At 76.2% G+C, this 22,295-nt stretch carries 17 protein-coding genes; 13 read left to right on the forward strand and 4 right to left on the reverse strand.

The features are described 5' to 3' along the window. The first annotated feature begins 461 nt into the window (after positions 1–461). On the forward strand, positions 462–1,181 hold the full coding sequence (locus ACZ514_RS24120) for a hypothetical protein (RefSeq protein WP_468167979.1): 720 nt from the start codon (positions 462–464) through the stop codon (positions 1,179–1,181). 185 nt (positions 1,182–1,366) lie between these two features. On the opposite strand, the gene ACZ514_RS24125 is transcribed toward ACZ514_RS24120, so the two are convergent. From ACZ514_RS24125 to ACZ514_RS24135, 3 genes are read right to left on the reverse strand one after another with little or no spacing between them, the layout of a single operon-like run. Next, positions 1,367–2,179, reverse strand: coding sequence for a DUF4097 family beta strand repeat-containing protein (locus ACZ514_RS24125; protein WP_468167976.1), 813 nt, complete (start codon positions 2,177–2,179; stop codon positions 1,367–1,369). Beyond that, positions 2,176–2,829 (reverse strand): response regulator transcription factor, encoded by a 654-nt coding sequence (locus ACZ514_RS24130; protein ID WP_468167973.1) that lies wholly within the window; start codon positions 2,827–2,829, stop codon positions 2,176–2,178. The genes ACZ514_RS24125 and ACZ514_RS24130 overlap by 4 nt, the downstream gene beginning before the upstream one ends. Continuing rightward, positions 2,817–4,085 (reverse strand): sensor histidine kinase, encoded by a 1,269-nt coding sequence (locus tag ACZ514_RS24135; protein ID WP_468167970.1) that lies wholly within the window; start codon positions 4,083–4,085, stop codon positions 2,817–2,819. Before ACZ514_RS24135 ends, ACZ514_RS24130 begins: the two co-directional genes overlap by 13 nt. Positions 4,086–4,261: 176 nt before the next feature. Between ACZ514_RS24135 and ACZ514_RS24140 the strand changes: the two genes are divergently transcribed. After that, complete coding sequence (locus ACZ514_RS24140) at positions 4,262–4,681, forward strand: hypothetical protein (protein ID WP_469125626.1); 420 nt, start codon at positions 4,262–4,264, stop codon at positions 4,679–4,681. 114 nt (positions 4,682–4,795) lie between these two features. Here the strand turns inward: ACZ514_RS24140 and ACZ514_RS24145 are convergent, their stop codons facing one another. Further along, positions 4,796–5,206, reverse strand: a complete 411-nt coding sequence (locus ACZ514_RS24145; protein ID WP_007262362.1) for an organic hydroperoxide resistance protein — start codon at positions 5,204–5,206, stop codon at positions 4,796–4,798. A 118-nt stretch (positions 5,207–5,324) separates the two neighbouring features. On the opposite strand from ACZ514_RS24145, the gene ACZ514_RS24150 reads away from it, so the two are divergent. The 11 genes from ACZ514_RS24150 (at position 5,325) to ACZ514_RS24200 (ending at position 22,232) form a co-directional block, all read left to right on the forward strand. Next, positions 5,325–5,837, forward strand: coding sequence for a MarR family winged helix-turn-helix transcriptional regulator (locus ACZ514_RS24150; protein ID WP_469125627.1), 513 nt, complete (start codon positions 5,325–5,327; stop codon positions 5,835–5,837). A 154-nt stretch (positions 5,838–5,991) separates the two neighbouring features. Then, complete coding sequence (locus tag ACZ514_RS24155; RefSeq protein WP_469125628.1) at positions 5,992–7,494, forward strand: MFS transporter; 1,503 nt, start codon at positions 5,992–5,994, stop codon at positions 7,492–7,494. 204 nt (positions 7,495–7,698) lie between these two features. After that, on the forward strand, positions 7,699–8,559 hold the full coding sequence (locus tag ACZ514_RS24160; RefSeq protein ID WP_468696884.1) for a DUF4132 domain-containing protein: 861 nt from the start codon (positions 7,699–7,701) through the stop codon (positions 8,557–8,559). Continuing rightward, entirely contained in the window at positions 8,556–13,514 is a 4,959-nt protein-coding gene (locus ACZ514_RS24165) for a serine/threonine-protein kinase (RefSeq protein ID WP_469125629.1), read from the forward strand. Before ACZ514_RS24160 ends, ACZ514_RS24165 begins: the two co-directional genes overlap by 4 nt. 182 nt (positions 13,515–13,696) lie before the next feature. Then, positions 13,697–14,851, forward strand: coding sequence for an ATP-binding protein (locus tag ACZ514_RS24170; RefSeq protein WP_468167955.1), 1,155 nt, complete (start codon positions 13,697–13,699; stop codon positions 14,849–14,851). Beyond that, the gene (locus ACZ514_RS24175) at positions 14,848–18,375 is read left to right on the forward strand and encodes a DUF5682 family protein (protein WP_469125630.1); all 3,528 of its coding nucleotides are present in this window, start codon (positions 14,848–14,850) and stop codon (positions 18,373–18,375) included. The genes ACZ514_RS24170 and ACZ514_RS24175 overlap by 4 nt, the downstream gene beginning before the upstream one ends. Next, positions 18,372–20,192 carry a hypothetical protein gene (locus ACZ514_RS24180; protein ID WP_469125631.1) on the forward strand — a complete coding sequence of 607 codons (1,821 nt, stop codon included), beginning with the start codon at positions 18,372–18,374 and terminating at the stop codon, positions 20,190–20,192. The genes ACZ514_RS24175 and ACZ514_RS24180 overlap by 4 nt, the downstream gene beginning before the upstream one ends. A 162-nt stretch (positions 20,193–20,354) precedes the next feature. After that, entirely contained in the window at positions 20,355–21,119 is a 765-nt protein-coding gene (locus ACZ514_RS24185; RefSeq protein ID WP_469125632.1) for an HNH endonuclease family protein, read from the forward strand. Then, a complete protein-coding gene (locus ACZ514_RS24190; protein ID WP_468167943.1) occupies positions 21,116–21,391 on the forward strand; it encodes a hypothetical protein in 276 nt (91 codons plus the stop codon). Before ACZ514_RS24185 ends, ACZ514_RS24190 begins: the two co-directional genes overlap by 4 nt. A gap of 69 nt (positions 21,392–21,460) precedes the next feature. Beyond that, positions 21,461–21,667: a DUF5302 domain-containing protein gene (locus ACZ514_RS24195; protein WP_468167941.1), complete on the forward strand. Its 207-nt coding sequence runs from the start codon at positions 21,461–21,463 to the stop codon at positions 21,665–21,667. 154 nt (positions 21,668–21,821) lie between these two features. Further along, positions 21,822–22,232, forward strand: coding sequence for a rodlin (locus ACZ514_RS24200; RefSeq protein ID WP_468167938.1), 411 nt, complete (start codon positions 21,822–21,824; stop codon positions 22,230–22,232). Positions 22,233–22,295 lie beyond the last annotated feature (63 nt).

The raw sequence follows: 22,295 nt of genomic DNA on the forward strand, positions 1-22,295 counted from the left end.
CGAGGACGTCCAGTAATCGGGAGCCTCTCCGCCTTGCGATGCACGGCACCGGACGACGCGGGCTTAACCGGCAAGATCCGAAAGAGACGGCCTAGTACTGCGACGATGCCTGTCCACCCGCCCATCCGCCTCGTTCCTCGTCGGCGCCCTGGCGGTCTCCGCCCGGCTGCTGCCTCGCGTCGGGCCACGCGCTCTGCTGGCGGCAGGTCTCGTGGTCGCGGTGGCCGGGCCGTTCCTCCAGCTCGCCGCGGGTGACAGCGTCGCCTCCGGCATTCCCGGCACGGTCCGCGTCGGGGTCGGACTCGAAATCGCCGGCACGGTCCTGCGGGCCCGCGGGTTCGACACCGGAAAGTACCGTTGCGGTATGAGGACCTGGCCGATGGGTCTCCAGGAGCTGCCACCACGACACACGTGCGGAAGCCGAGTCGCCGCCGGCGGCCTTGGGAGGGTTCAATGCCCAGGTGGTGGACTGGACACAGATGCGCGACTGCCGGTTCGAGGTCGATCGCGTTCCTGAGCTCTTGGAGCGGGTGGAGCGCGAGGACGACCCCGAAGCGTGGAAGGAGCTGGGTTGGCGGCTCGTCCTGGAGCACGATCTGCTGTCTCCGGCCAGTTTCGCCGCCTTCCCGCGCCTGGTTCGTCTCGCGCCCCGCAGCGCGGAGGCGCGTGGCCTGGCCGGGAAGATCCTTGGGCGCGCGGCAGGGCGGCACGGCTGCGACGGCCTGCTGGCTGACTGCGCCGATGCGACCGAGGAGTTCCGTGAGGTGCTGGACGGGCACCTGCGGTCGCGGCCGGCTGACTACCTGGTGTGCTTCCGTGCCCTGCTCGCGGTCGAAGAGGAGTACCACTGGGCGAACGCGCTGGAGGGCTTCACGGACGACATCCTGGGCGTGAGCTGTCCCCACTGCGGCGCGGCCGTGACGATCGTCATCGGCGGCTTCGGATGCTACTCGCAGGTATGGGACGGGGGTGAGGAGATCCGACGGGACCTGCGGCCGGCGGCCTCCGAGGAACTCACGGGAACCGGCCGATGGATGTATGGGATCACGGTCCGCGACGGGCAGGAGGCACTGGCCAACGGAATCACCCACCTGTTCGGCGGAGCGGAATGCCCGCGCTGTGCCAGCGTCTTCACGGTCGCGGACGAGTACGCATCCGCGAACCGTCCGGTGATGCGGTGAGTCACGGCTACGAGCGGAGCCGCAGTCGGATCGCGGCGACGGTGACCGTGCCGTGGCACACGCAGGCTCTCTTGTCGCAGCGGGTTGCCGCGGCTCGAGAGGCCTTGGGTCGGTTGTTCATTCGCTCCGCTTCGTCGCGGCGCCGATGGATCGCCCGATCGAAGCCGGTCGGTCGGCCGCCCGGCTCACGGCGTGGCCGGGCGGCGGACCGCGCTGGCGTGGCCCGCGTCGGCGGCGATGTCCAGGGTGCGGGCGGCGGAGGGGTCGTCGAGGGCGTCCTCCACCTCGCAACGGCCCGCGCCCGCCCGGCTGGTGACGCGGTAGCGGGTGTCGGTGGGCAGGACGAGTTCCAGGCGGCCGGCTCCGGCGCGCGCGGTGACCTGGTCCGGCGGGGCCGCGAACCGGGCGTCGGCCCGGCCGGATCCCGCCCGGATGTCGGCCTGCGGGACGGTGAGGCCGGTGGCCCGCAGGGTGCCGGAGCCGACCCTCGCACGCAGCGGGCCGCGCAGGTCGGCCAGGTGCAGCGTGCCGGATCCGGCCTCGGCTTCGACCGTCCCGGCCAGGCCGCTGACGCTGATCCGGCCCGAACCCGCGGACAGCTTCACGGGGATCCCGGCGGGCACGGTCACCGCGAGCCGCACGGAGCAGCCGGCTCCGGTGACGGCGGTGGCGGAACCGGCCGGGCAGCGCGGGGTCAGCCGCAGGGTGCCGCCGAGCCAGCTCTCCTCGACGACGGGCTCCCGCGACGACCAGGTGAGCTCGGCGCGGTAGCCGATCCCCTCGTCCCCGCGCGGGGTCACGGCCACCTCGGACGCGCCCGCCACGACCTCCAGGGCGGTGACCGCCCGGCCGCCGCTGTCCCAGGCCACGGTGCGGCCGTGCACGCCGGCGTCCGCGCGTACCTGCCAGGCGGCCGCGGCCAGCACCAGGACGGCGCTGAGGCCGGAGGCGGTGTACCAGGCGCGCCGCTGTCCGCGGCCGGTGGCGAAGGGGGTCACGGAGTGCCGTCCAGGAAGCGCAGTACGGCGAGGACCCGACGGTGGGCCTCGGCCGCCGGAGGGAGGTCGAGCTTGGCGAAGATGTTGTTGATGTGCTTGGCCACCGCGCTCTCGCTGACGACGAGTCCGGCGGCGATCGCCGCGTTGGAGCGGCCTTCGGCCATGAGGGCCAGTACCTCGCGCTCGCGCGGGGTGAGCCTCCCGAGCGGGTCGGGGCCGCGCCGGCGCAGCAGGAGCTGGGCGACGACCTGCGGGTCGAGGGCGGTGCCGCCGGCCGCGACGCGGCGCAGCGCGTCGATGAACTCCTCGACGTCGGCGACGCGCTGCTTGAGCAGGTAGCCGATGCCCGCACCGTTCTGGGAGGCCAGCAGGTCGGCGGCGTAGCGCTCCTCGACGTACTGGGAGAGCAGCAGCACCGCCGTCCCCGGGTACTGGCCGCGGATCATGAGGGCGGCGCGGACTCCCTCGTCGGTGAAACCGGGCGGCATGCGGACGTCCACCAGCGCGAGGTCGGGCCGGTGTTCCTCGACGGCCGCCAGCAGTCCTTCGGCGTCGCCGGCTTCGGCGGCCACTTCGAATCCGGCCATTTCCAGTACTTTGACAAGACCTATGCGCAGCAGGACGGAGTCCTCGGCGATCACAGCCCGCACGGCAGCTCCACGGTGATGACGGTCGGGCCCCCGGCGGGGCTGTTGATCAGAATCGTTCCGTCGACCGACCCTACGCGCTTGCGCAGGCCGGTCAGTCCGGTGCCCCCGGCCGGGTCGGCGCCGCCGGTGCCGTCGTCGGTGACGACCACGCGCAGCAGGTCGCCCCGGGGCCCGCCCGCGACCCGGGTGACGTGGACGGAACACCGCCGGGCGCGGGCGTGTTTGACCACGTTGGCGAGGGCTTCGGAGACGACGAAGTAGGCGACGGCCTCGACGGTGGGCCCCGGCCGTTCGGCGAGGTCGACGGTGAGCTCGACGGGCAGCGGGGCGCGGGCGGCGATCCCGGAGAGCGCGGCGTCCAGGCCCCGGTCCTCGAGTACGGCGGGGTGCAGGCCCCGTACGAGGCTGCTCAGTTCCTCGATGGCTTCCTTGGCCTCGCGGTGAGCCTCGTCGATGACGGCCCTGGCCTCGGGCGGCAGGTCGGTGAGGGTGGCGCGGGCGATCCCGAGGTTCATGGCGAGGGAGACCAGCCGCTGCTGGGCACCGTCGTGCAGGTCCCTTTCGATGCGGCGGCGTTCGAGGTCGGCGGCGTCCAGCACGCCGGCCCGGCTCTCGGCGAGGTCCTCGACGCGGCGCTCGAGTTCCCGGGCCCGGTTGGGGCCGAGCAGGGCGGCCGCCGCGGTGGCGTCGAGCCGGGTCAGGGCCGCCGCCATCCAGGGGGCGGCGAGCAGGGCCAGCCCCCCGAGGACGGTGATCACGTCGTACTCGTCCGTCCAGCCGGGGGCGGCGAGCGCGCCGTCGGTGGGGAGCAGCCAGTACCAGGCGTGGACGGAGGCCGCGGCGGCGCCGCCGGCCCAGGTCAGGACGAGTACGACGGCTCCGGCGGCGGCGAGCGGGCTGACCAGGAGGTGGTAACCGTACTGGCGCCAGGTCGACTCGGAACGCAGCCGCTCGGCCAGTCCGCGTCCGGTCGTCCAGCGGTGCGCGCGTACGACGGGCGGCACGTCCAGGCCGAGCAGGGACCGGAACCGGCTGCGCTGGAGCAGTGTCAGCAGCGGGCGGAGCGCGAGGACGAGGAGCAGCGGGAGCACGCTGTGGCCGGGGCCCGCCACGAGGAGGGCGACGCCGGTGCCGAGGGGCAGGGCGGGCGGGATCGAGGCCGTGCTGAAGGCCGTGTTGCGCCAGGCCCACGCCGACCAGGGGGTGTGCGAGGCGATCCAGGTGTACGTACGCCTCAGCGCGCCGCGAGTTGCCATGTCCGTACGCTAATCGCATCGATCAAGGAGCTGACACCACCCGGGCATCCGGCCGGGGGTGGTGCCGGCACCACCCCCGGCCGGGACCGTGGGGCTACTGATCTTCTCCGCGCGGGCCGACAGGGTTGTGGTGTGCCCGGCGGACGGACCGCCGGCCCGGAAGGAGATCCCCAGCCATGGCCCTCGCCGCACCCCGGTTCCAGGTACGCCGCCGCCCGGGGGGAGCGCACGGGCGCGCCCCGCTCCTCGCGGTGGTGTTCACCGGGGCCGGGGTGGCGCTGCTGCCGTGGATGGTGGTGCTGGCGGGAACCCTGCCGCGGACGGCGGAGGTCTCCCACTGGTCCACCGCCTGGATCGGCTTCGACGCGCTGCTGGCCGCCGGGCTGACCGGGACGGGGGCGCTGCTGCGCAGGGGGGACCCCCGGGTCGCCCCGGTGGCGGCGGCGACGGCCGCGCTGCTGGTGGCGGACGCCTGGCTGGACGTCGTCACCTCGGCGGGTACGCCCGGGCAGGGCACGGCGCTGCTGCTGGCGCTGGCCGCGGAGCTGCCGCTGGCGGCGACCTGCGCGGTGGTGGCCGCGCGGCGCACCGCCTGACGGGGAGCCCGGCCGTGCGGCCCGCCGGGCCCGCCACGGCCGCCGCGGCCGCCCGGCTGCTCGGTCTGCCCGGCTGCCCGGCTGCCCGGCCGCCCGGCTGCCCGGCCGCTCGGATTACTCGATGACGAGCTCGACGGGGATGTTGCCCCGGGTGGCCTTGGAGTAGGGGCAGACCTCGTGGGCCTGCTTGACCAGCAGGGTGCCGGTCTCGCCCTCCAGGTGGGCGGGGAGCTCGACGCGCAGGGTGACCGCGAGGCCGAAGCCGCCGGCGTCCTGACCGATGGAGGCCTCCGCGGTGACGGACACGTCGCCGGTGTCGACCTTCGCCTGCCGGCCGACCAGGCCGAGGGCACTGGCGAAGCAGGCGGCGTAACCGGCGGCGAAGAGCTGCTCCGGGTTGGTGCCCTGACCGTTGCCGCCGAGCGCCGGAGGCATGGCGAGCGGGAGGTCGATCTGGCCGTCGGAGCTGACGGCGCGGCCCTCGCGGCCGTTGGCGGTGGCGACGGCGGTGTACAGCGCGTCCATCGGGAGGTCCTTTCGCAGGGGCGGGGCGGCCGGTGGCGACCCTCGGCCACCACTAGAGCACACAATTCAGTTGTGCACAACTAAATGGCTCGCAAGTCACCTCCGGTACACTGGGACCATGACCGAGCAGCCCGCCGACACCCCCCGCGACCTCCTTCGCGACCAGGACTTCCTTCGCCTCGACGGACAGATCTGCTTCGCCCTGGGCGCCGCGAACCGCGCCTTCGGGGGGCTCTACCGGGTCGTCCTCAAGGACCTGGGCCTGACCTATCCCCAGTACCTGGTGATGCTGGTGCTCTGGGAGCACGGCACGATGCCGGTCAAGCAGCTCGGACAGCACCTGCGGCTCGATTCGGGCACGCTCTCGCCCCTGCTCAAGCGCCTGGAGGCGGCGGGCCTGATCCGCCGCGAGCGCAGCGCCGAGGACGAGCGCTCCGTGCACGCGGTCCTGACCGAGCAGGGCACGGCCCTGCGCGCGCGGGCCGTGGAGGTGCCGCGCCGGATCGCACGGGCGACCGGGTTCGAGCTCGCCGAGATCCGCGACCTCCAGCAGCGCCTGGGCCGCCTGACGGCCGCCCTGGACGCCGCCGCGGAGTCCGCCGACGCCACCGGCCCGGCCCCTCGGGACTGACGCCCCCCGGGGCTGACGGCCAGACGCGCGCCGGGATAGTTGACATTAGCAACCTTTTACTTGACCACCTTAACTATTGCTGGCTACCTTCGTCCAAGTACTTGATGACATAAAACATCTGCGTCCTGAAGCACTTAAGAAGGTCCCTCCCCTCATGAGCCCCGCCGCATCCGCCCCCGCCGAAGCGGGGAACAGGAACGAGACGGTCATCGTCTTCGCCCTGAGCCTCGCCGCCATGGTCGTGTCGATGATGCAGACCCTGCCCGTACCGATCCTGGGCCTGATCCGCAACGACCTCGGCACGTCCACCGCCGGCGTCAGCTGGGTGACCACGGCCACCCTGCTCTCCGCCGCCGTCTTCACCCCGCTGCTGGGCCGCTTCGGCGACCAGCACGGCAAGAAGCCCACCCTGGTGGCCGTCCTCGGCGTGATGGTGGCCGGCTCCGTGGTGGCCGCCCTGGCGACCTCCCTGCCCCTGCTGATCCTCGGCCGGGTGCTCCAGGGCGCCGCCACGGCCATCTTCCCGCTGGCCCTGTCCGTCCTGCGCGAGGAGGTCCGGCCGCAGAAGCTGCCGGGCGCCATGGCGCTGGTCAGCGGCACCCTCGCGTTCGGCAGCGGCCTGGCACTGGTCGCCACCGGCCTGCTGACCTCCGGTGACGGCGCCGACTACCGCAACGCCTTCTGGATGGCGACCGGGTTCGCCGCCCTGGCCCTGCTGGCCGTGGTGTTCCTGGTCCCGGCCACCCGGCACAAGACGGGCGGACGCACCGACTTCCTCGGCGCGCTGACCCTCGGTGTCGCCCTGCTGCTGCTCCTGCTGGCCATCTCCCAGGGCCACGAGTGGGGCTGGTCCTCCGCCCGCACCCTGGGCGGCTTCGCCGGGGCGGCCGTGATGACCGCCGTCTGGGTCCTGGTCGAGCGCAAGGTCGCCGAGCCCCTCGTCGACATGAGGATGTTCGTCCACCGCCCGGTGCTGATGGCCAACCTGGCCGGCATCCTCGTCGGCTTCGGCATGTTCGCGAACTTCCTGGGCGTCTCCTACCTCGTCCAGATGCCGCAGACCCTCACCGGCTACGGTTTCGACGCGTCCATCCTGCGCGCCTCCGTCCAGTTCCTGCTGCCCGGCGCGATCGTCTCGCTGCTGGCCTCCCCCGTCGGCGGCCAGCTGGTGCGCCACCGCGGCCCCCGCCTCGCGCTCGCCGTGGCCGCCGCGCTCGGCGCCGCCGGATTCGGCTGGCTGGCGCTCGACCACGACCACGCGTTCTCGGTGATCGGCGCGGGCCTCGTCGTCGGCGCGGCCGTCAGCTTCGGCTACGCCGCCATGCCCGCCGTGATCATGTCCAGCGTCCCGCACCACCAGAGCGGCATCGCCAACGGCATCAACTCCATCTCCCGCTCCACCGGCAGCGCGATCGGCAGCGCCATCGTCACCACCATCCTGGCGTCGAAGACCGTCGAGCACCTGCCCCAGGGCGTCCCGCCGCTTCCGGCCGAGTCCGGATTCACCCTCACCTTCTGGATCGGGGCCGCCGCCTTCGCCCTGGTCGCGCTGATCAGCTGGATCGGGCTGCGCTCCGGCCACGGCCCGCGCGTGGTGCGGGCGGCCGCCCCGAGCCCCGCCCCGTCGCAGGTCCCGGACACCGCCGACGCGGCCTGACCCGGCGTCACGCCCCCTCCCGCTGCCCCCGGTCCGCACGGACCGGGGGCAGCGGCGCGTCCGGGACCCCCGCTGATCAACCCCTCCCCTCCGCGTTGTCAGTGGCGCTCGCTACTCTCCCCGCATACCGCAGCTCAACAGGCGCCCGCGCCGTGATCCGGGCTGCGCAAGACCATTTTCGGACAGGTGGAGGGGCGCGCGCTGATGGGCTGGCTGGCGTTGGACGAGGGGTACGAGGTCTCCCTCGTGGAGGGGCGGGTCGCGGTACGGCGGCCCGGGGGACGGCAGTTGAAGGCGCTGCCGAAGGCGCTGCGCGACCACCCCGAGGTGGACCGGCTGCGCCGGCTCGCCGAGTGGCTGGACCGGCACGAGGCGGCCTGCGCTGCCCAGGTGGACACCTGGATGGTGTCCTCCCTGCCGGTGCCGACCGAACTCCTCGCCCGGGTCTGGCCCGACGAGGCCTGGCAGGCCGCGCTGCGCGACCTGGCGGTCGTCCCCGACAGCGACCCCGACGAGGTGGGCTTCCTGCGCGACGCCACACCCGCCGGCGAGCTGAAGGTCGTCAACCTCGACGGCGAGACCGTACGCCTCTCCCCGCGCACGGTGACCCTGCCGCACCCGGTGCTGCTGCCCGACCTGGACGACGTACGGGAGTTCGCGGCCGAGCTGGACATCACGCAGCGGGTCGAGCAGATACACCGGGCGACCTGGGAGAAGCCCGCGGACCCGGACCCGGCCGCGACCGAGGTGCGCGACTACGCGGGCGGGGTCTTCCCCAGCCGGTTCAGCCTCGCCGCCCGCGCCACGAACCTCGGCTACCGGGTCTCCGGCGGCTACGCCACCTGCAAGGTGCGCGACTCCGGCCGGGCCGTGGAGGCGGCCGTGTGGATCGGCGAACCCTACTGGGACGACGAGTCGGCCACCGGGGCGCTGAACTGGCACGACGAGGAGGGCCGGGCGGTGCGCCTGGCCGAGGTCGGACCGGTGGCCTGGTCCGAGGGCATGCGGATGGCCGCGGCGCTGTACGCCGGGCGCAGGATCGAAGAGGGCGGGGACGAAGCGTGAGCACCACCGACACCACGGGCACGGCCGGGAACGCCCCCGGCGACAGCGCCGGACTGCTGGCGGCCGGAGCCGTCCTGCCCGCCGGGACCACCGGGGCGGGCCCCTCGGCCGTCCCCCTCACCGCGCGGACCTACCGTCACCCGGCCCTGGGGGACGACCGGCGCGTGGTGCGCCTGGCCGCGGCCGAACTCGGTGCCGCCGAGGACCTCGCCGCCGGCTTCCTGGGCCTCGTACCGGACGGCGAGCCGCAGGTGGTCGGCCTCGGCCGGCGCCGGGCACTCGGCTTCCCCGAGTGGGTGCTCGTGCACCACCCCAAGGACGGCCACCACGCGCTGGCCGTGGTCCCCGAACTGGACCGGCTGGCCCGGCAGGCCAAGACCAAGCCCAAGGCCGCCCTCGACGCCTGCACCGAGCTGGCCGGCCGGCTCGCCGACGCCGTCCCGCACTTCCTGCCCGTCTTCTACGAGCAGGCCGCGCGCCTCTTCCTCGCCGTGGACAACACGACCTACGCGGCCCAGCTGTTCGGCCGGGCCCGCACGAGCGAGGCCCGCTACGGCCTGGCCGTCGACGAGGACCGGCTCGACGCCGTCTTCCTGGAATTCGCCCTGGCCGGCGCCCTGCCCGTGAAGGTGCTCACCGGCTACGGCAAGGAGCTTGCCCAGCGGGTCTCCCCCGCCGAGGCCTTCGAGCGCTTCCGCCGTCTGTGCGTACGCCGCACCGCGGGCGGTCTCCCGCCGTCCGCGCAGGCCTCCGTCGAGCTGCGCCGGCTGGCGCGCGCCGCCGGACTGACCGGCGGCGAACCCGAGCAGGACTACCTCGCCGAGCTGCTGCCGCTGCCCGCCACCCTGCGGGCCGCGACCGGCTGGTGGAAGGCCCACCGCACGGCGCTCGTCGCGCTCGCCCGGCGCGTGCCCGCGGTACGGGGGACCCTCCTCGGCATCATGCCCTCCGGCGGGGGCGAGGCCGGGGAACTGGCCGCCCTGTGGCTGGAGGTGCTGGAGGAGTCCGGCGCCACCGCAGGCCTCGCCGGCGAGGACGTATCCGCCGAGGAGCGCTGTGCCGACGGCACGGCCGGCTGGCTGGAACGCTTCCACACCGCCCGCCACACCGGCTGGGGCACCCCGCCGCCGCTGCCCGCCCTGCTGCCCCTCGTCACCCGCTGCGCCGGCCGGCTGCGCGCCGAACTGGCCCTGCCGGGGCGGGAACAGGGCCTGCGCCTGGGCTTCCAGGACGTGAACCTGCTCGACCTGCTGCTCTCGCTCGGCCTGACCGTCGCCGGACCCGGCCCGGACGAGGTGCTGGGCCTCGACGACTGGGCCCGTTCGTCCGAGCGGCGCGACCTGCGGGCGCTGTGTGCCGACGAGCGGATGCGCCCGGCGTTCCTCCGTACGCTGGACCGCTTCAACACCCACGTCTCGGCCGGGCGGGGGACGCTGCGGCACCTCGCCGGGGCTCCCGGCAGCGCCCCGCTGGTCGCCGAGTGGGTCCGCCGCGTCGCCGAGGAGTCCTCCGCCGCGGCCCTGCCGGAGCTGCCCGAGGCGCTGCGCCGGCTCACCTGGCTGCCGTCCGAAGCGCTGGCCCTCGCCTCCGAGGAGGTGTCCCGGGCCGCGTCCGTCGACCTGGGCGAGATCCTGGCCCGCACCCTGCGCGGCGGTCTGTTCGAGGAACTGGTCTGGCCGGCCTGGGAGGCCGCGGTCACCGAGCTGGCGCCCCGCCAGGGGCGCACGCGGCTGACGGTGATGGACGCCTGGCCGTACGTCATCGTCGCGAACTCCACGCAGGTCCGGGTCATCGACGCCGACTCCACCCTGCTCACCCACGACCTGCGGACCCCGCCGGGCGACCGGTACAACCACGGCTTCCACTACACCGACGGCGACCTGCTCGTCTTCTGGGCCCCCTACGACGGCCCGGTCCAGGGCTACTGGCTGAGCGCCCCCGACGACGTGCTCACCCTGGACTCCTCCGCCTCCTTCTGGTCGGTGCGATCGGAGCACGTGAGCCTGGCGCTGCCCGGCGGCGGCCGCACCACCGGCGGCGCCGCACCGCTGCACGCGGGCGACACCAGGATCCCCGCCGAACGGCCCGTCATCACGGACGGCACCTCGTACTGGGTGTGGGACCAGGGCGGCCGCCCGGGCGACTGGGGCTGGGCCGAGTACGACCCGGCCACGGGCGCACTCGGGCGGCGCTCCCTGCCGGGCTTCCTCGCCGACGCCCTGGACGGCCACCCGGGCGGCAGCGTCCTCAACGACCACGTCGGCCAGAACTGGCTGCGGCCGACGCCCGCCGTCGAGGGCTCCGTCCTGGGCACGCCCGTCGACGGGCTGCTCGGCTGGCGCGTCGTGTACGTCCGGGGCGAGGGCTGGCACGGCTCCGACAACACCGGGCGCTCCGTCACCGTCCGCGAGGGCGCCCCGCTCCCGCGCGCGGCCGTCGCCTTCCCCGGCGACGACCGGCCGCGCGCCGTCTCCCAGGACTGGCGGACCCTGGCCCTGACCGACCCCGAGGGTGCCGTCACCTGCCGGGTCACCTCCGACCACAACGGCGGCCTCTTCTGGACCGGCCACGCCGAACTGCCCAGGTTGGCCTACTGGTACTGCCTGCGGCCCCGCGATCCCGAGGGCTCGGCGGCGCTGCGCGCGCTGGACGGGCGTCGTGCCGGGGAGCTGCTGGCGGCGGCCGCGCGGGCGGAGAAGCGTACGGAGCTGCCCGCGCTGGTCAGCGCGGCCCTGCCCGCCGTCACCGCGCCCGCGCTGCTCGGCGGGGTCGTGGACACCGTCCGCGCGGCGCTGACCCAGCGCCAGGCGCTGGACAGGATCGCGGCCGCGCTGAAGCCGGCCCCGGACGCACGCCCGAAGGTGCCGGCGGACCGGGGTCCGGCCGACGGGCTGCTCGACCGCGCGCTGCACGGGCTGACGGGTTCTCCGCACCACCGCTACCACGGCGGGGACTCCGACGGCACCTTCCGCTTCCTGCGCGCGCTGGCCGGGGCCGTCGCCGACACCGCCGCCGAGGCGGTACCGGGCCGGCTGCACGTGGACATGCCGAAGCTGGCCCCTTCCTCCTTCCCCTGGGCCGGGCTGTTCCTGGACGCGCCGGCGGCGGTCGCCTACCGCGCGGTCGTCACCGGTGACACCACCGAGGAGCAGCGGGCGGCGCTGTTGCGGGTCCTCGGTGAAGCCGACGCCCTGGGCCTCACCTCGGCCGAGGTGTCCGCCGGGCGGTGGCGGCGCCTGCGGGTGCGGATCGACACCGCGCACCTGCTGGGTGCCGACGACCGCGAGCGGGGCCGGGGCGGCCGGCACCGCGCGGTGGTCCCGCTCGGCGGCGGCGCCGTACTCGCCATGGACGAACAGACCCGGGAGTACTCGAGGGGCCGCGAGTTCGACGCGCTGCTGCACGACCCGGCCGGGGCCTTCGCCGTGCCCGCGCCCTACACCGGGGCCGGAGCGGGCGGGCCGGTCGGCGACCGCGGGCGCGGCGCCGGCTGGGCCGCCGCCTTCCTGAAGGAGGCGGCCGGGCGCGGCCCGGCGCCCTGGTTCCCGGAGGCCGCCGAGGAGTTCGCGAGGCTCACCGGTGTCCGCGCCGCCGTGGCCGGTCTGGTCCTCGCGGGCCTGCCGCACCTGGACTCGTGGGAGCGCCAGTTCCTGCCCGCCGGGCTGCGCGAGACCCTGAAGGTGAAGGCCACCGACGCCGTGAACGCCCGTGACGAGCTCAAGGAGCTGGGCGTGGACGTCCGGCGCGAGCTGGTCGCGGCGCTGCTGCCCGCCGACCCGGCGGAGCTGTGGACGCGGGGCCCGGACGCGGCGGCCGCCGCGCGGGTGTGGAACGAGCGCGTGGGCCGTCGCACCCCCGTGCCCGAGTGGCTGCTCGCCGAGGCCGTCAAGGAGGTGCGCGGCGGCGGCTGGGCCCCCCACCGGGCACTGCCCGCGCTGCTCGACGCGGCGGCCTCCGAGGTGCTGAGCAAGGACGTCGCCTGGACGGTCAAGGGGGACCACGTGGAGCCCCTCACCCCGGTGGCCCAGCCCTTCGACTCGGCGGTGCTGACGGGGGCCGCGGCCCTGACGGCCTGGCTCGCGCACCGGCTGCCCGCCGGGCATCCGGTACGGGCCTGCCTGCCGCCGGCGCTGACCGCGCTGCGCCAGCGCCTCGCCTCGCCCGAGCTCCTGCTCGGCGTCGGGCACTACATCCGGCTGGCCGACTTCCGCAAGGCGGCGGGCACCCCCACCGAGACCGGCGAGGGGTACGAGCGGTACGGCGCGGTGGTGCTGGCCACGCACGACACGCAGCCCCGGCCCGCGCTGCGGCCCGCCCTGCTGGACTCGACCGGGTCCGACCCGTACCTGCCGCTGCTGCGCGACGCCGACCAGCAGCCGTCCGCGGCCGAGACGGCGCTGCGCCTGGTCCAGGACCCGGCGTTCGCCGCGCTGCTCGCCGATCCGGGGGCACCGGTCGCGGGCGCCGTCGACGAGGACGGCACCTGGTGGCCGCAGGACCCGTCGCGCAGCGTGCCGGAGCTGGTGGCGGAGGTGTCCGGAGCGTACGGCCTGGGCGCGGACGCGGCCGCGCTGTACCTGGCGCTGCTGGCGATGCCCGATCCCACCGACCGCAACACGGCCCGCTGGACGGGCTGGAAGCCCGCCCGGCTGAAGGCGGCCCGTGCCGAACTGGGAGCCACGGAGCTGGTGGTGCGGGCCACCCGTACGCGCGCCGGGCGCTCCCTGTTCCTGCCCGGCGGCTGGACGGAGCCGGGGGCGCCGGTGCTGCCGGTGGAGACGTGGAAGCTGCCCCTGTACGCGGTGGCGGCGGCCGGTCGTCCGGCGCTGGGCGTGCTGGTGCCCGCCGAGCCGGCCGCGGAGCTGTACCGCCGGGCGTGGGGGCGGGTCCGCGAGGGCGACGTACCGCGTTTCGAGGAGCTGAAGGTGAGGCGCGCGGCCGGCCGGCGGCGCTGACCGGAGCCGCCGGGCCGGATCCGGCGGGGGTGCGCGGCAGCGGCCGCCGCACCCCCGCCGGGCCCGGCGCCCCTTCGCCCTTTCCTCCCTCTCCGTCTTCCTCCGCCCTCCTACGTCCTTCCTTCCTTCCTTCCTGTCTGCCTGCTTTCCCGACCGCTTCCCGAACCAGAGGACCCGCACCGATGACCGTCACCGAACCGTCCGCGCCCGCCCGGCAGGCCATGCCCGCCGAGGAGCGCCACGCCGCCGAACTCGCTTTCCTCGCCGCCCAGGACACCGGCCCCCGCCCGCCCGGCTGGCTCCTCACCCCCCGCGCGGTGGTCACCTTCGTGTGCGGCAGCGAGGGCGAGGAGCTGGCGCTGCCCAAGCGGCGCGCCGGACTCCCGTCGAAGCGGGTGATCGCCCCCAAGTTCGTCGGCGAACGCGCCCTGGTCGAGCGGTGCGTGGTCACCCTGGCCGGGGAACGCGGGCTGCTGCTCACCGGTGAGCCGGGCACCGCCAAGTCGATGCTGTCCGAGCTGCTGTCGGCCGCCGTGTGCGGCACCAGCGAACTCACCGTGCAGGGCACGGCCGGCACCACCGAGGACGCCTTCCGCTACGGGTGGAACTACGCGCTGCTCCTCGCCCAGGGCCCCACCCCGCAGGCGCTCGTGGACTCCCCCGTGCTCTCCGCGATGCGCACGGGCCGGGTGGCGCGGGTCGAGGAGATCACCCGCTGCCTGCCCGAGGTGCAGGACGCGCTGGTGTCGATCCTGTCCGACCGCCGGGTCAGCGTGCCGGAACTGACCGCCACCGAGGACGCGGTGGTTTCCGCCGCCCCCGGCTTCACCGTCATCGCCACCGCCAACCTGCGCGACCGCGGGGTCTCGGAGATGTCCGCCGCCCTCAAGCGCCGCTTCAACTTCGAGACCGTCGGCCCGATCGCCGACCCCGACGCCGAGGCCGCCCTCGTCCGGCGGCAGGCCGTCGCGGCCGTGGAACGCGCCGGAGCGGCCTTCGGGGTGGACGACTCCGTCCTCGACGCGCTCGTCACCGTCTTCCGGGACCTGCGCTCGGGCCGCAGCGCCGAGGGCTGGGACGTGGAGCGGCCCGGTACCGTCATGTCCACCGCCGAGGCCGTGCAGGTGGCGGCCTCGCTGGGGGTCGCGGCCGCGTACCTGCCGGGCGGTGACGTGCTGGACCTGCTGCCGGGGCACCTGCTGGGCGTGGTGCGCAAGGACGACCCCGCCGACCACGGGCGGCTGCTGGGCTACTGGGACGGCCCGGTGCGCCGCCGGGCCGAGGACGGCTCCGCGATGTGGCGCCGCCTGTGGGACCTGCGCGGGAGCCTGCGTTGACGCTCACCGCCGAACCGCGGGCGGCGGTCGGGGAACTGGCCGCCTGCCGCGCGCCGTACCTGCTCGGGGTGCGCCACCACAGTCCCGCGCTGGCCGCGGTGGTCCCGGCGCTGCTGGAGGCGGCGGACCCCGAGGTGGTCTGCGTGGAGCTGCCCGCCGACTTCCAGCCGTGGCTGGCGCACCTGGCCGACCCGGAGACCCTCGCGCCGGTCGCGCTGGCGGGCCTGGGGGCCGAAGGGCGCCTCGCGTTCTACCCGTTCGCGGACTTCTCCCCCGAGCTGGCGGCGATCCGCTGGGCGCGCGGCCGGGGCGTGGAGGTCGTCTGCTGCGACCTGCCGCTGTCCGACCGGGCGTGGACGCCGCAGGCCCTGCCGTCGGCGCCCGGCCCGTCCGGGCTCCGGTCCTACGCCGGGGCGCTCGCCGCCTCGGGCACCGGCCGCGAGGGCGACGACCTGTGGGACCGGGCCGTGGAGGTCCTGGCTCCGGGCTGTTCCGCGGAGGCCGTGCGCCGCGCCGCGCTCGGCGTCGGCTGGGCGCTGCGTACGGACGCGGGCGACGTCCCCGCGGTGGACCTGGCGCGGGAGGCCCACATGCGGGGCGTGCTCGCCGGGTACCCCGGCCGCCGGGTCGCCGCCGTGATCGGTGCCTTCCACGCCTCCGCCCTGGTCCCGGGTGCGGGCGGGCGGACGGCGGTGGTCTCCGGTCCGGACACCGCCGCCGACGGCGGCGGCGTCGTCACCTCGTTCGTGGCGTACTCCCACGACCTGCTCGACTCCCGCTCCGGCTACCCCGCCGGGATCCGGGACCCGCTGTGGCAGCAGGCCGTGTTCGAAGCGGGCGGGGACCCCGTACGGCTGCGGGAGGCCGCGGCCGCCGCCGTCACCGGGCTGTGCCGGGAGCTGCGCCGTGCCGGGCACACCGCGGGCACCGGGGAGGCCGCCGAGACGCTGCGCCTGGCCTGCGACCTGGCGGCGCTGCGCGGGCTGCCCGCCCCCGGCCGGGGCGAACTCCTGGAGGCCGTCACCACGGTGCTCGGGCAGGGCGAACCCCTGGGCCGGGGACGGGCGCTGGCGCGCGCCCTGGAGGCCGTGTTCATCGGCACCGGCCGCGGCCGGACCACCCCGCACGCCCCGCGCTCGGGGCTCGGTCCCTCCGTGGAGGCCGAGCTGGCCGCGCTGCGGCTGCCGTGTCCCGAGGACCCGGAGCCGCGCGAGGTCCGCCTGGACCCGCTGCGCTCCGAGCTCGACGGGCGCCGGGAGGTGCTGCTGCGGCGGCTGCTGGTCTGCGGCGCCTCCTACGGGGAGCCCGTGGAGGTCGCCGCCACGGGCGACGGCACCGCCCTGGGGAGCAAGTGGCGGCTGTCGTGGACCCCCTCGGTCCCGGCCCGCCTCGACCTGGCGGGGGTCCGCGGCGTGAACGCCGCCCAGGCGGCCGCCGGGACACTGCGGGACACCGCGCGCCGCCAGGCGGCCGAAGGCGGCCCGACGGCCGCCCAGGTGCTGGCCGGGCTCGACGCGGCCGCGCGCTGCGACCTGCCCGAACTGGTCGGCGTACGGCTGGAGGAGATGGCGTCCGTACTGCCGGACACCGCCACCGTGCCCGAACTCCTGGAGGCCGTCGACCTGCTGGAGGGGCTGCGCCGCGGCCACCTGCCCGGCGCCGCGGAGGGGGCGCGGGCCACGGCCGAGGAACTCGCCGGCGACCTGCTGGACGCCGCGCTGCGGTCCCTGCCCGGCCTCGCCGGCAGTGACGACCCCGCCGACGCGGGCGCCCTGGTGGCCCTCGCCGACCGGGCCGCCGCCCGCCGGCTGGGGCTGCGCATGGACGCGGCCCTCGCCGAACTGGCCTCCGGCGCAGGCCCCCTGATGCGGGGCGCGGCCCTGGCCGTACGGGTCCTGCTCGACCTGGATCCGGCCGCCGGGCTCGGCTCGCGCGCCGCCGCCTGGGTGGACGGCGCGGCCACCGCCGACGGGCGGCGCACGCTGGCCCGCCGGCTCGCCGGGCTGCTCACCGCCGCCGGGCCGCTGCTCGGGGCCTCCCCGGCGGCCCTCACCCCGCTGCTGGACCGAATGGACTCGCTGGCCGACGGGGCGTTCCTGGAGCGGCTGCCGGCGCTGCGGGCCGGGTTCGACGTGCTGACCCCGGCCGCCCGGGAGCGGCTGCTGGACACCGTCACCGAGCGGCTCGGCGACCGGGTCGACCTGTCGCTGGACGCGCCGCCCGCGCTGCTGGCCCTGTGGGCGGCCGCCGACGCCGCCGGGCTGGCCGCGGTCAAGGAGCTGGCGCTGCCCGGGGCGTGGCCGAGCACGGCCGCCGTGACCGCCGCGGAGCCGGCCGCCGCGGCCGTGGCCGGCGCCGTCGCGCCCGCGCCCGCGCCCGCGCCCGGTGGTCCGTCGCCGGACGGGCGTCGGCTGGCGCCCGCCGACCGGTGGCGCCTGCTGCTCGGCCGCCAGCGCGACCGGCTCCCGGCCGGGGCGCGGCCCTATGCCCGCGCGCTGGACGAGCTGTACGGCGCCGGGCGCGGGGAAGGTTCCGCGGACGTGGGCCGCCCCGGCTCCGGCGGCGGGGACGGGGCGTCCTTCCCGACCGCCCGGGAGTGGTCGGCGGAGCTGGAGTCCCTCTTCGGGGCCGACGTGCGCGAGGAGGTGCTGGCCGACGCGGCCGGGGCGGGCCGCACCGATGTGCTGGCCCAGCTCGACCCGGCGTCGGTGCGCCCGTCCGTGGAGCTGCTGACCTCGGTGCTGTCCCTGGCCGGCGGCATGTCCGAGGCGCACCTGGCCCGGCTGCGGCCGCTGGTGCGACGGCTCGTCGACGAGCTGTCCAAGGAGCTGGCCACCCGGCTGCGCCCGGCCCTCACGGGCCTGGCCTCGCCGCGTCCCACCCGCCGTCCCGGCGGCCCGCTCGACCTGGCGCGCACCCTGCGGGCCAACCTGGCGCACACCCGGCGCCTGGACGACGGCCGGGTGGTGGTGGTTCCGGAGCGGCCCGTGTTCAGCACGCGGGCGTCGAAGGAGGCGGACTGGCGGCTGGTGCTGGTGGTGGACGTCTCCGGGTCGATGGAGGCGTCGGTGGTGTGGTCGGCGCTGACGGCCGCGGTGCTGGGCGGGGTCCCGACCCTGTCCACCCACTTCCTGGCCTTCTCCACCCAGGTCGTCGACCTCAGCGGCCGCGTCGAGGACCCCCTCTCCCTGCTGCTGGAGGTCCGGGTCGGCGGCGGTACGCACATCGCCGCGGGCCTCGCGCACGCCCGGAGCCTGATCACGGTGCCGAGCCGCACCCTGGTCGTCGTGGTCAGCGACTTCGAGGAGGGCGCCCCGCTCGGGGGTCTGCTCGCCGAGGTGCGCGCGCTGGCCGCTTCCGGTGCCCATCTGCTGGGCTGCGCCGCGCTCGACGACTCGGGCGCGCCCCGGTACTCGGTGCCGGTCGCACGGCAGCTCGTCGCGGCCGGGATGCCGGTGGCCGCGCTCAGCCCTCTCGCCCTCGCCCGCTGGGTGGGCGACCGACTCCGTGGGGAGCCCCGATGACCAGTCCGCTGTTGCCGCCCGTCGCCGCCGAGGTGGTCGCGGACGCGGTGGAGAACCTGAGCGCCCGGCTGCGCAGGAAGCTGGACGCCGCGATCGCGGGCTGCGCGGCGGGCGCGGACGCCGCGGCCGACGGGAGCGTCACCGTCCGCTTCGGTGAGGACGCGGTGGTCACCCTGCGGCCCGGTCCGTCGGGGACGGTCACGGAGCCCGGCCAGGCCGTCTGCGGCTGCCTGCTCGCCCCGCGCTGCCTGCACCGGGCGGCGGTCCTGGGGGCCGCCCCGCTAGCCGGTCCGCCGGCTGGGGAACCGGCCGCGGAGGAAGCCTCCGCCCCGGGCCCCGAAGCCGCGGAGGCCGGCCCGGCGGACGGAGCCCCGGCCGGACCCGGCGCGGGGGGTGCCGCCGGAGTGGACGAACGGCCCACGGAGGCCCAGGTGCGGGCCGGCGCCGCGCTGTGGGCCGTCGCGGCGGAGGCGCTCGCCGCCGGAGCGGGCGCGGCGGGCGCGGTGGTCCAGGCCGAACTGCTGCGCGCCGCGCACACCGCCCGGCTCGCCGGCCTGCCGCGCGCGGAGGCCGCCGCGCTGCGGGTGGTACGGGGACTGCGTGCGGCGCGGGAGCGCCATGCCGCCCAGCGGCTGGGCGACCTGGCCGCCGCCTTCTCGGAACTGCTGCGCACCGCCGCGCTGCTGGCGTCCGGGACGGGCGGCCCCGGCCTGACCTCGAGCGGCCGGCGTGCCTACGGGGCGGGGGGCAGTCTGCGCGTCCACGGCCTGTGCCGGGAGCCCGTGCTGACCGCCACGGGCTACGGCGGTGTGGTCACCCACCTGCTGGGCGCGGACGGCGCCCGCTACACGCTGTCGGACGTACGCCCCGGCGGGCTCGCCCGTGCCCGGGGCGCGGGGGCCGCCTCCGTGGCCCTGGGCGGAGCAGCCCTCGACCACGCGGGGCTGGCGCGCGCGGGTCTGCGCATCGCCGGGGCGTCGGTCTCCGCCGACGGGCGCCTCGGCGCCGGGCGCGGGGTCCGGGCGGTGCCGGCGCCCGGGGCGGCCTGGGACGAGGAGCCGCTGGCGTCGCTCTTCGCCCGTCCGGCGGCCGAGGCCGTACGGGAGCTGCTGGCGCAGGACGCCGAGCCGGGCCTGCTGGGCTGCGACGTCCGGGTGGTCGGCGCGGCCGGGGAGCACCTGCTGGTGCGGGAGCTGCGCGCGGACGCGCCGCTGCTGCGGCTGCGCCCGGCGCACCCGCATCCGGAGCTGGCGCACACCGCCAACCTGCGCCGTCTGGCCGGGTGTCCGGGGCTGGCGGTACGCGTCCTGGGCCGGCCCGACCCGGACCGGGCCGCGACGCTCAGCCCGCTCGCGGTGGGGCCGGTGCCCGGGGAGGCGTACACGCTGCGGCTGCCGCCGGAGTGGCGCGACCGGGCCGATCTGGGCTACGACCGGCTCCAGGGCGGCCACTTCCCGGACGGCGGGGCCCCGGGGCCGGTGCTCGCCGGTGAGCCGGGGCCGGACGCGCTGGCCGACTCGCCGCTGTGGCGGGTACGCCGGCTGCTGGAGACGGGGGTGGCCGGCGGGCGCCGGTCGGTCGCGGAGACCGCCCGGGGGCCGGAGCCGCCGGCGGCGGGCGGGCCGCTGCGCCGGGCCGGCTTCGGGACGGCGGCCGACCTGGTGGCGACGCTGGTGGCCGAGGCCGGCCGGCGTCCCCGGGACGCCTTCGGCCGGCTCACCGAGGCCTCGTCCGAGGGCTACGCCCGGGCCTGGCTGGCGGCGGCCATCCACCTCGAGGCGGCCCACCGTTCCCTGGTGACCGCCTCCTGGGCCTGACCGGGGGCGCCGGGCGCGGGAGCCGCCGTCGCCCCCCCTGTCGACGCACCGTCAATAGCCGGTGCCACGAGGCGGCGGGGAACCGGTGCGTGGACGCTTGTCCGCTTTTGGGTAGGCTCCCCGGGTCGGTTTCGCGCGGTGTCGTCGGGGTGGGGTGGGCTCATGGGTCGTCAGAGGGGCGCCGGCCGGGCGGCGGTGGCCGTGGCGTTGCTGCTCGGTGCGAGCGGGTGCGGCGGGCAGGCGAGTTCCGGGGACGGGAAGCCGGCGGCGAGCCTCAGCCCCTCCGCACCGGCGCCGGTCCCGGCCTCCCCGTCCGAGCCGGCCCCCGCGCCCTCGGCCTCCGACGGCGACGCCAAGCCGGCCCCCGGGGACGTACTGCCGGGCATGGTCGGCGCGGCCGCCGCACGGGCCCGGCTCGCCGCCCTGACCACGGGCAGGCCCGGCACGATGGCCGGGTACAGCCGGGACAGGTTCACCCACTGGGCCGAGCAGGGAGGCACGTGCGACACCCGCGAGACCGTGCTCGAGCGGGACGGGACCGACGTCACGCAGGACGCGCAGTGCCGGGCCGTGTCGGGCCGCTGGAAGAGCCTCTACGACGGCGTCACCGTGAACGACGCCGCGAAGCTGGACATCGACCACGTGGTTCCGCTGGCGGAGGCCTGGCGCTCCGGCGCCTCCGGCTGGGACGCCGCGAAGCGCAAGGCCTTCGCCAACGACCTGGCGCGGCCGCAGCTGCTGGCGGTCTCGGCCTCGTCCAACCGCTCCAAGGGCGACCAGAGTCCCGACCTGTGGCAGCCGCCGGACAGGTCGAGCTGGTGCCAGTACGGGCGGGCCTGGACCATCGTCAAGTCCCATTACGGTCTCACCGTCACCGAAGCCGAGAGGGCCGTGCTCACCACCATGATCGACACCTGCGCCTCATGACCGCGCCCCGGCAGTGGCAGGACGACGTCCTCGCGGGCCCCGGCGGCGCCATGACCGACGAGGTCGGGGTCATCACTGGTCCGCTCACCCTGCGCACCACCGGCGGACCGGACGGGCGGGTCCGCCTCGAGGTCCAGTACACGGACGCGGACGAGTGGTACACGCTCTCCGGCAGTCCGGTGGCCCACGGTGACCCCCACGCGCTCCACACGGCCGCGCTGCGCGCGATCCGGGCCGGTGGCGGCACCGGGGTACCGCCGGCACCGGCCTGACACCCCCTGATGGTCCGCAGGCCGCCCGGCTGACACACTGGCGACCCGATCACTTCAGGAGGCAGGCAGATGGCCGACACACCGGACACCCCCGGCAACGACGCCCCGCAGGAGGAGTCCCCCGCCGAGGAGGCCAAGCGCAAGTTCCGCGAGGCCCTCGACCGCAACGCCGCGAACGCCCAGTCCCAGCAGGCGCACCAGAGCCGGGCGAAGGTGCAGGGCTCCAGCAGTGGGCCGGGCGGCAAGAACAAGAAGGTCCGCCGCAAGACCGGCTGACCGCCGGGCCGGCCGGCAGGCAGGCGGCCGGCTGACCAGGCGGCCCCGTGGATCCTTTGGGCCGCACGGGTGACGGGTGATAACCCGTCGGCCCGGCGGGAGTTGATCAGGTCGTTCCGCCGGGGACAGCACATGCGACAGAAGGATCCACACGATGCTCAAGAAGTTCATGGCCACCGCCGCGGTCACCGCCTCCGTCATCGGGGCGGGCGCCCTCGCAGCCTCCCCGGCGATGGCGATCGGCAACGACAACGGGGTCAACACGGTCAACGGCAACAACTCCGCGCAGATCTACGGCAACCAGGAGACCTCCGGCCGGCTGAGCCCGCAGCTCTCCGCGGTCCAGGGCTCGCTGAACAAGCTCTGCATCGGCCTGCCGGCGAAGGTCAACGTCCAGTCGGTGCTCGCCCTGGTCAACGTCGGCGTCCAGGACATCAACGTCCTGTCCAACCCGCAGAACCAGCAGTGCGCCGAGAACTCCACGCAGGCCAAGGGCGACGACTCCCTCTCGCACATCGCGGAGAACATCCCGGTCCTGTCCGGCAACCTCTCGGCCGGCAGCTGACCCAGCGGCCCCGGAGCGGGGGGGGGGGTTGGCCCTCCCCCCGCCCCCGTGGCTTTCTGTCCC

The organism is Streptomyces sp. NPDC034086, assembly GCF_055575515.1.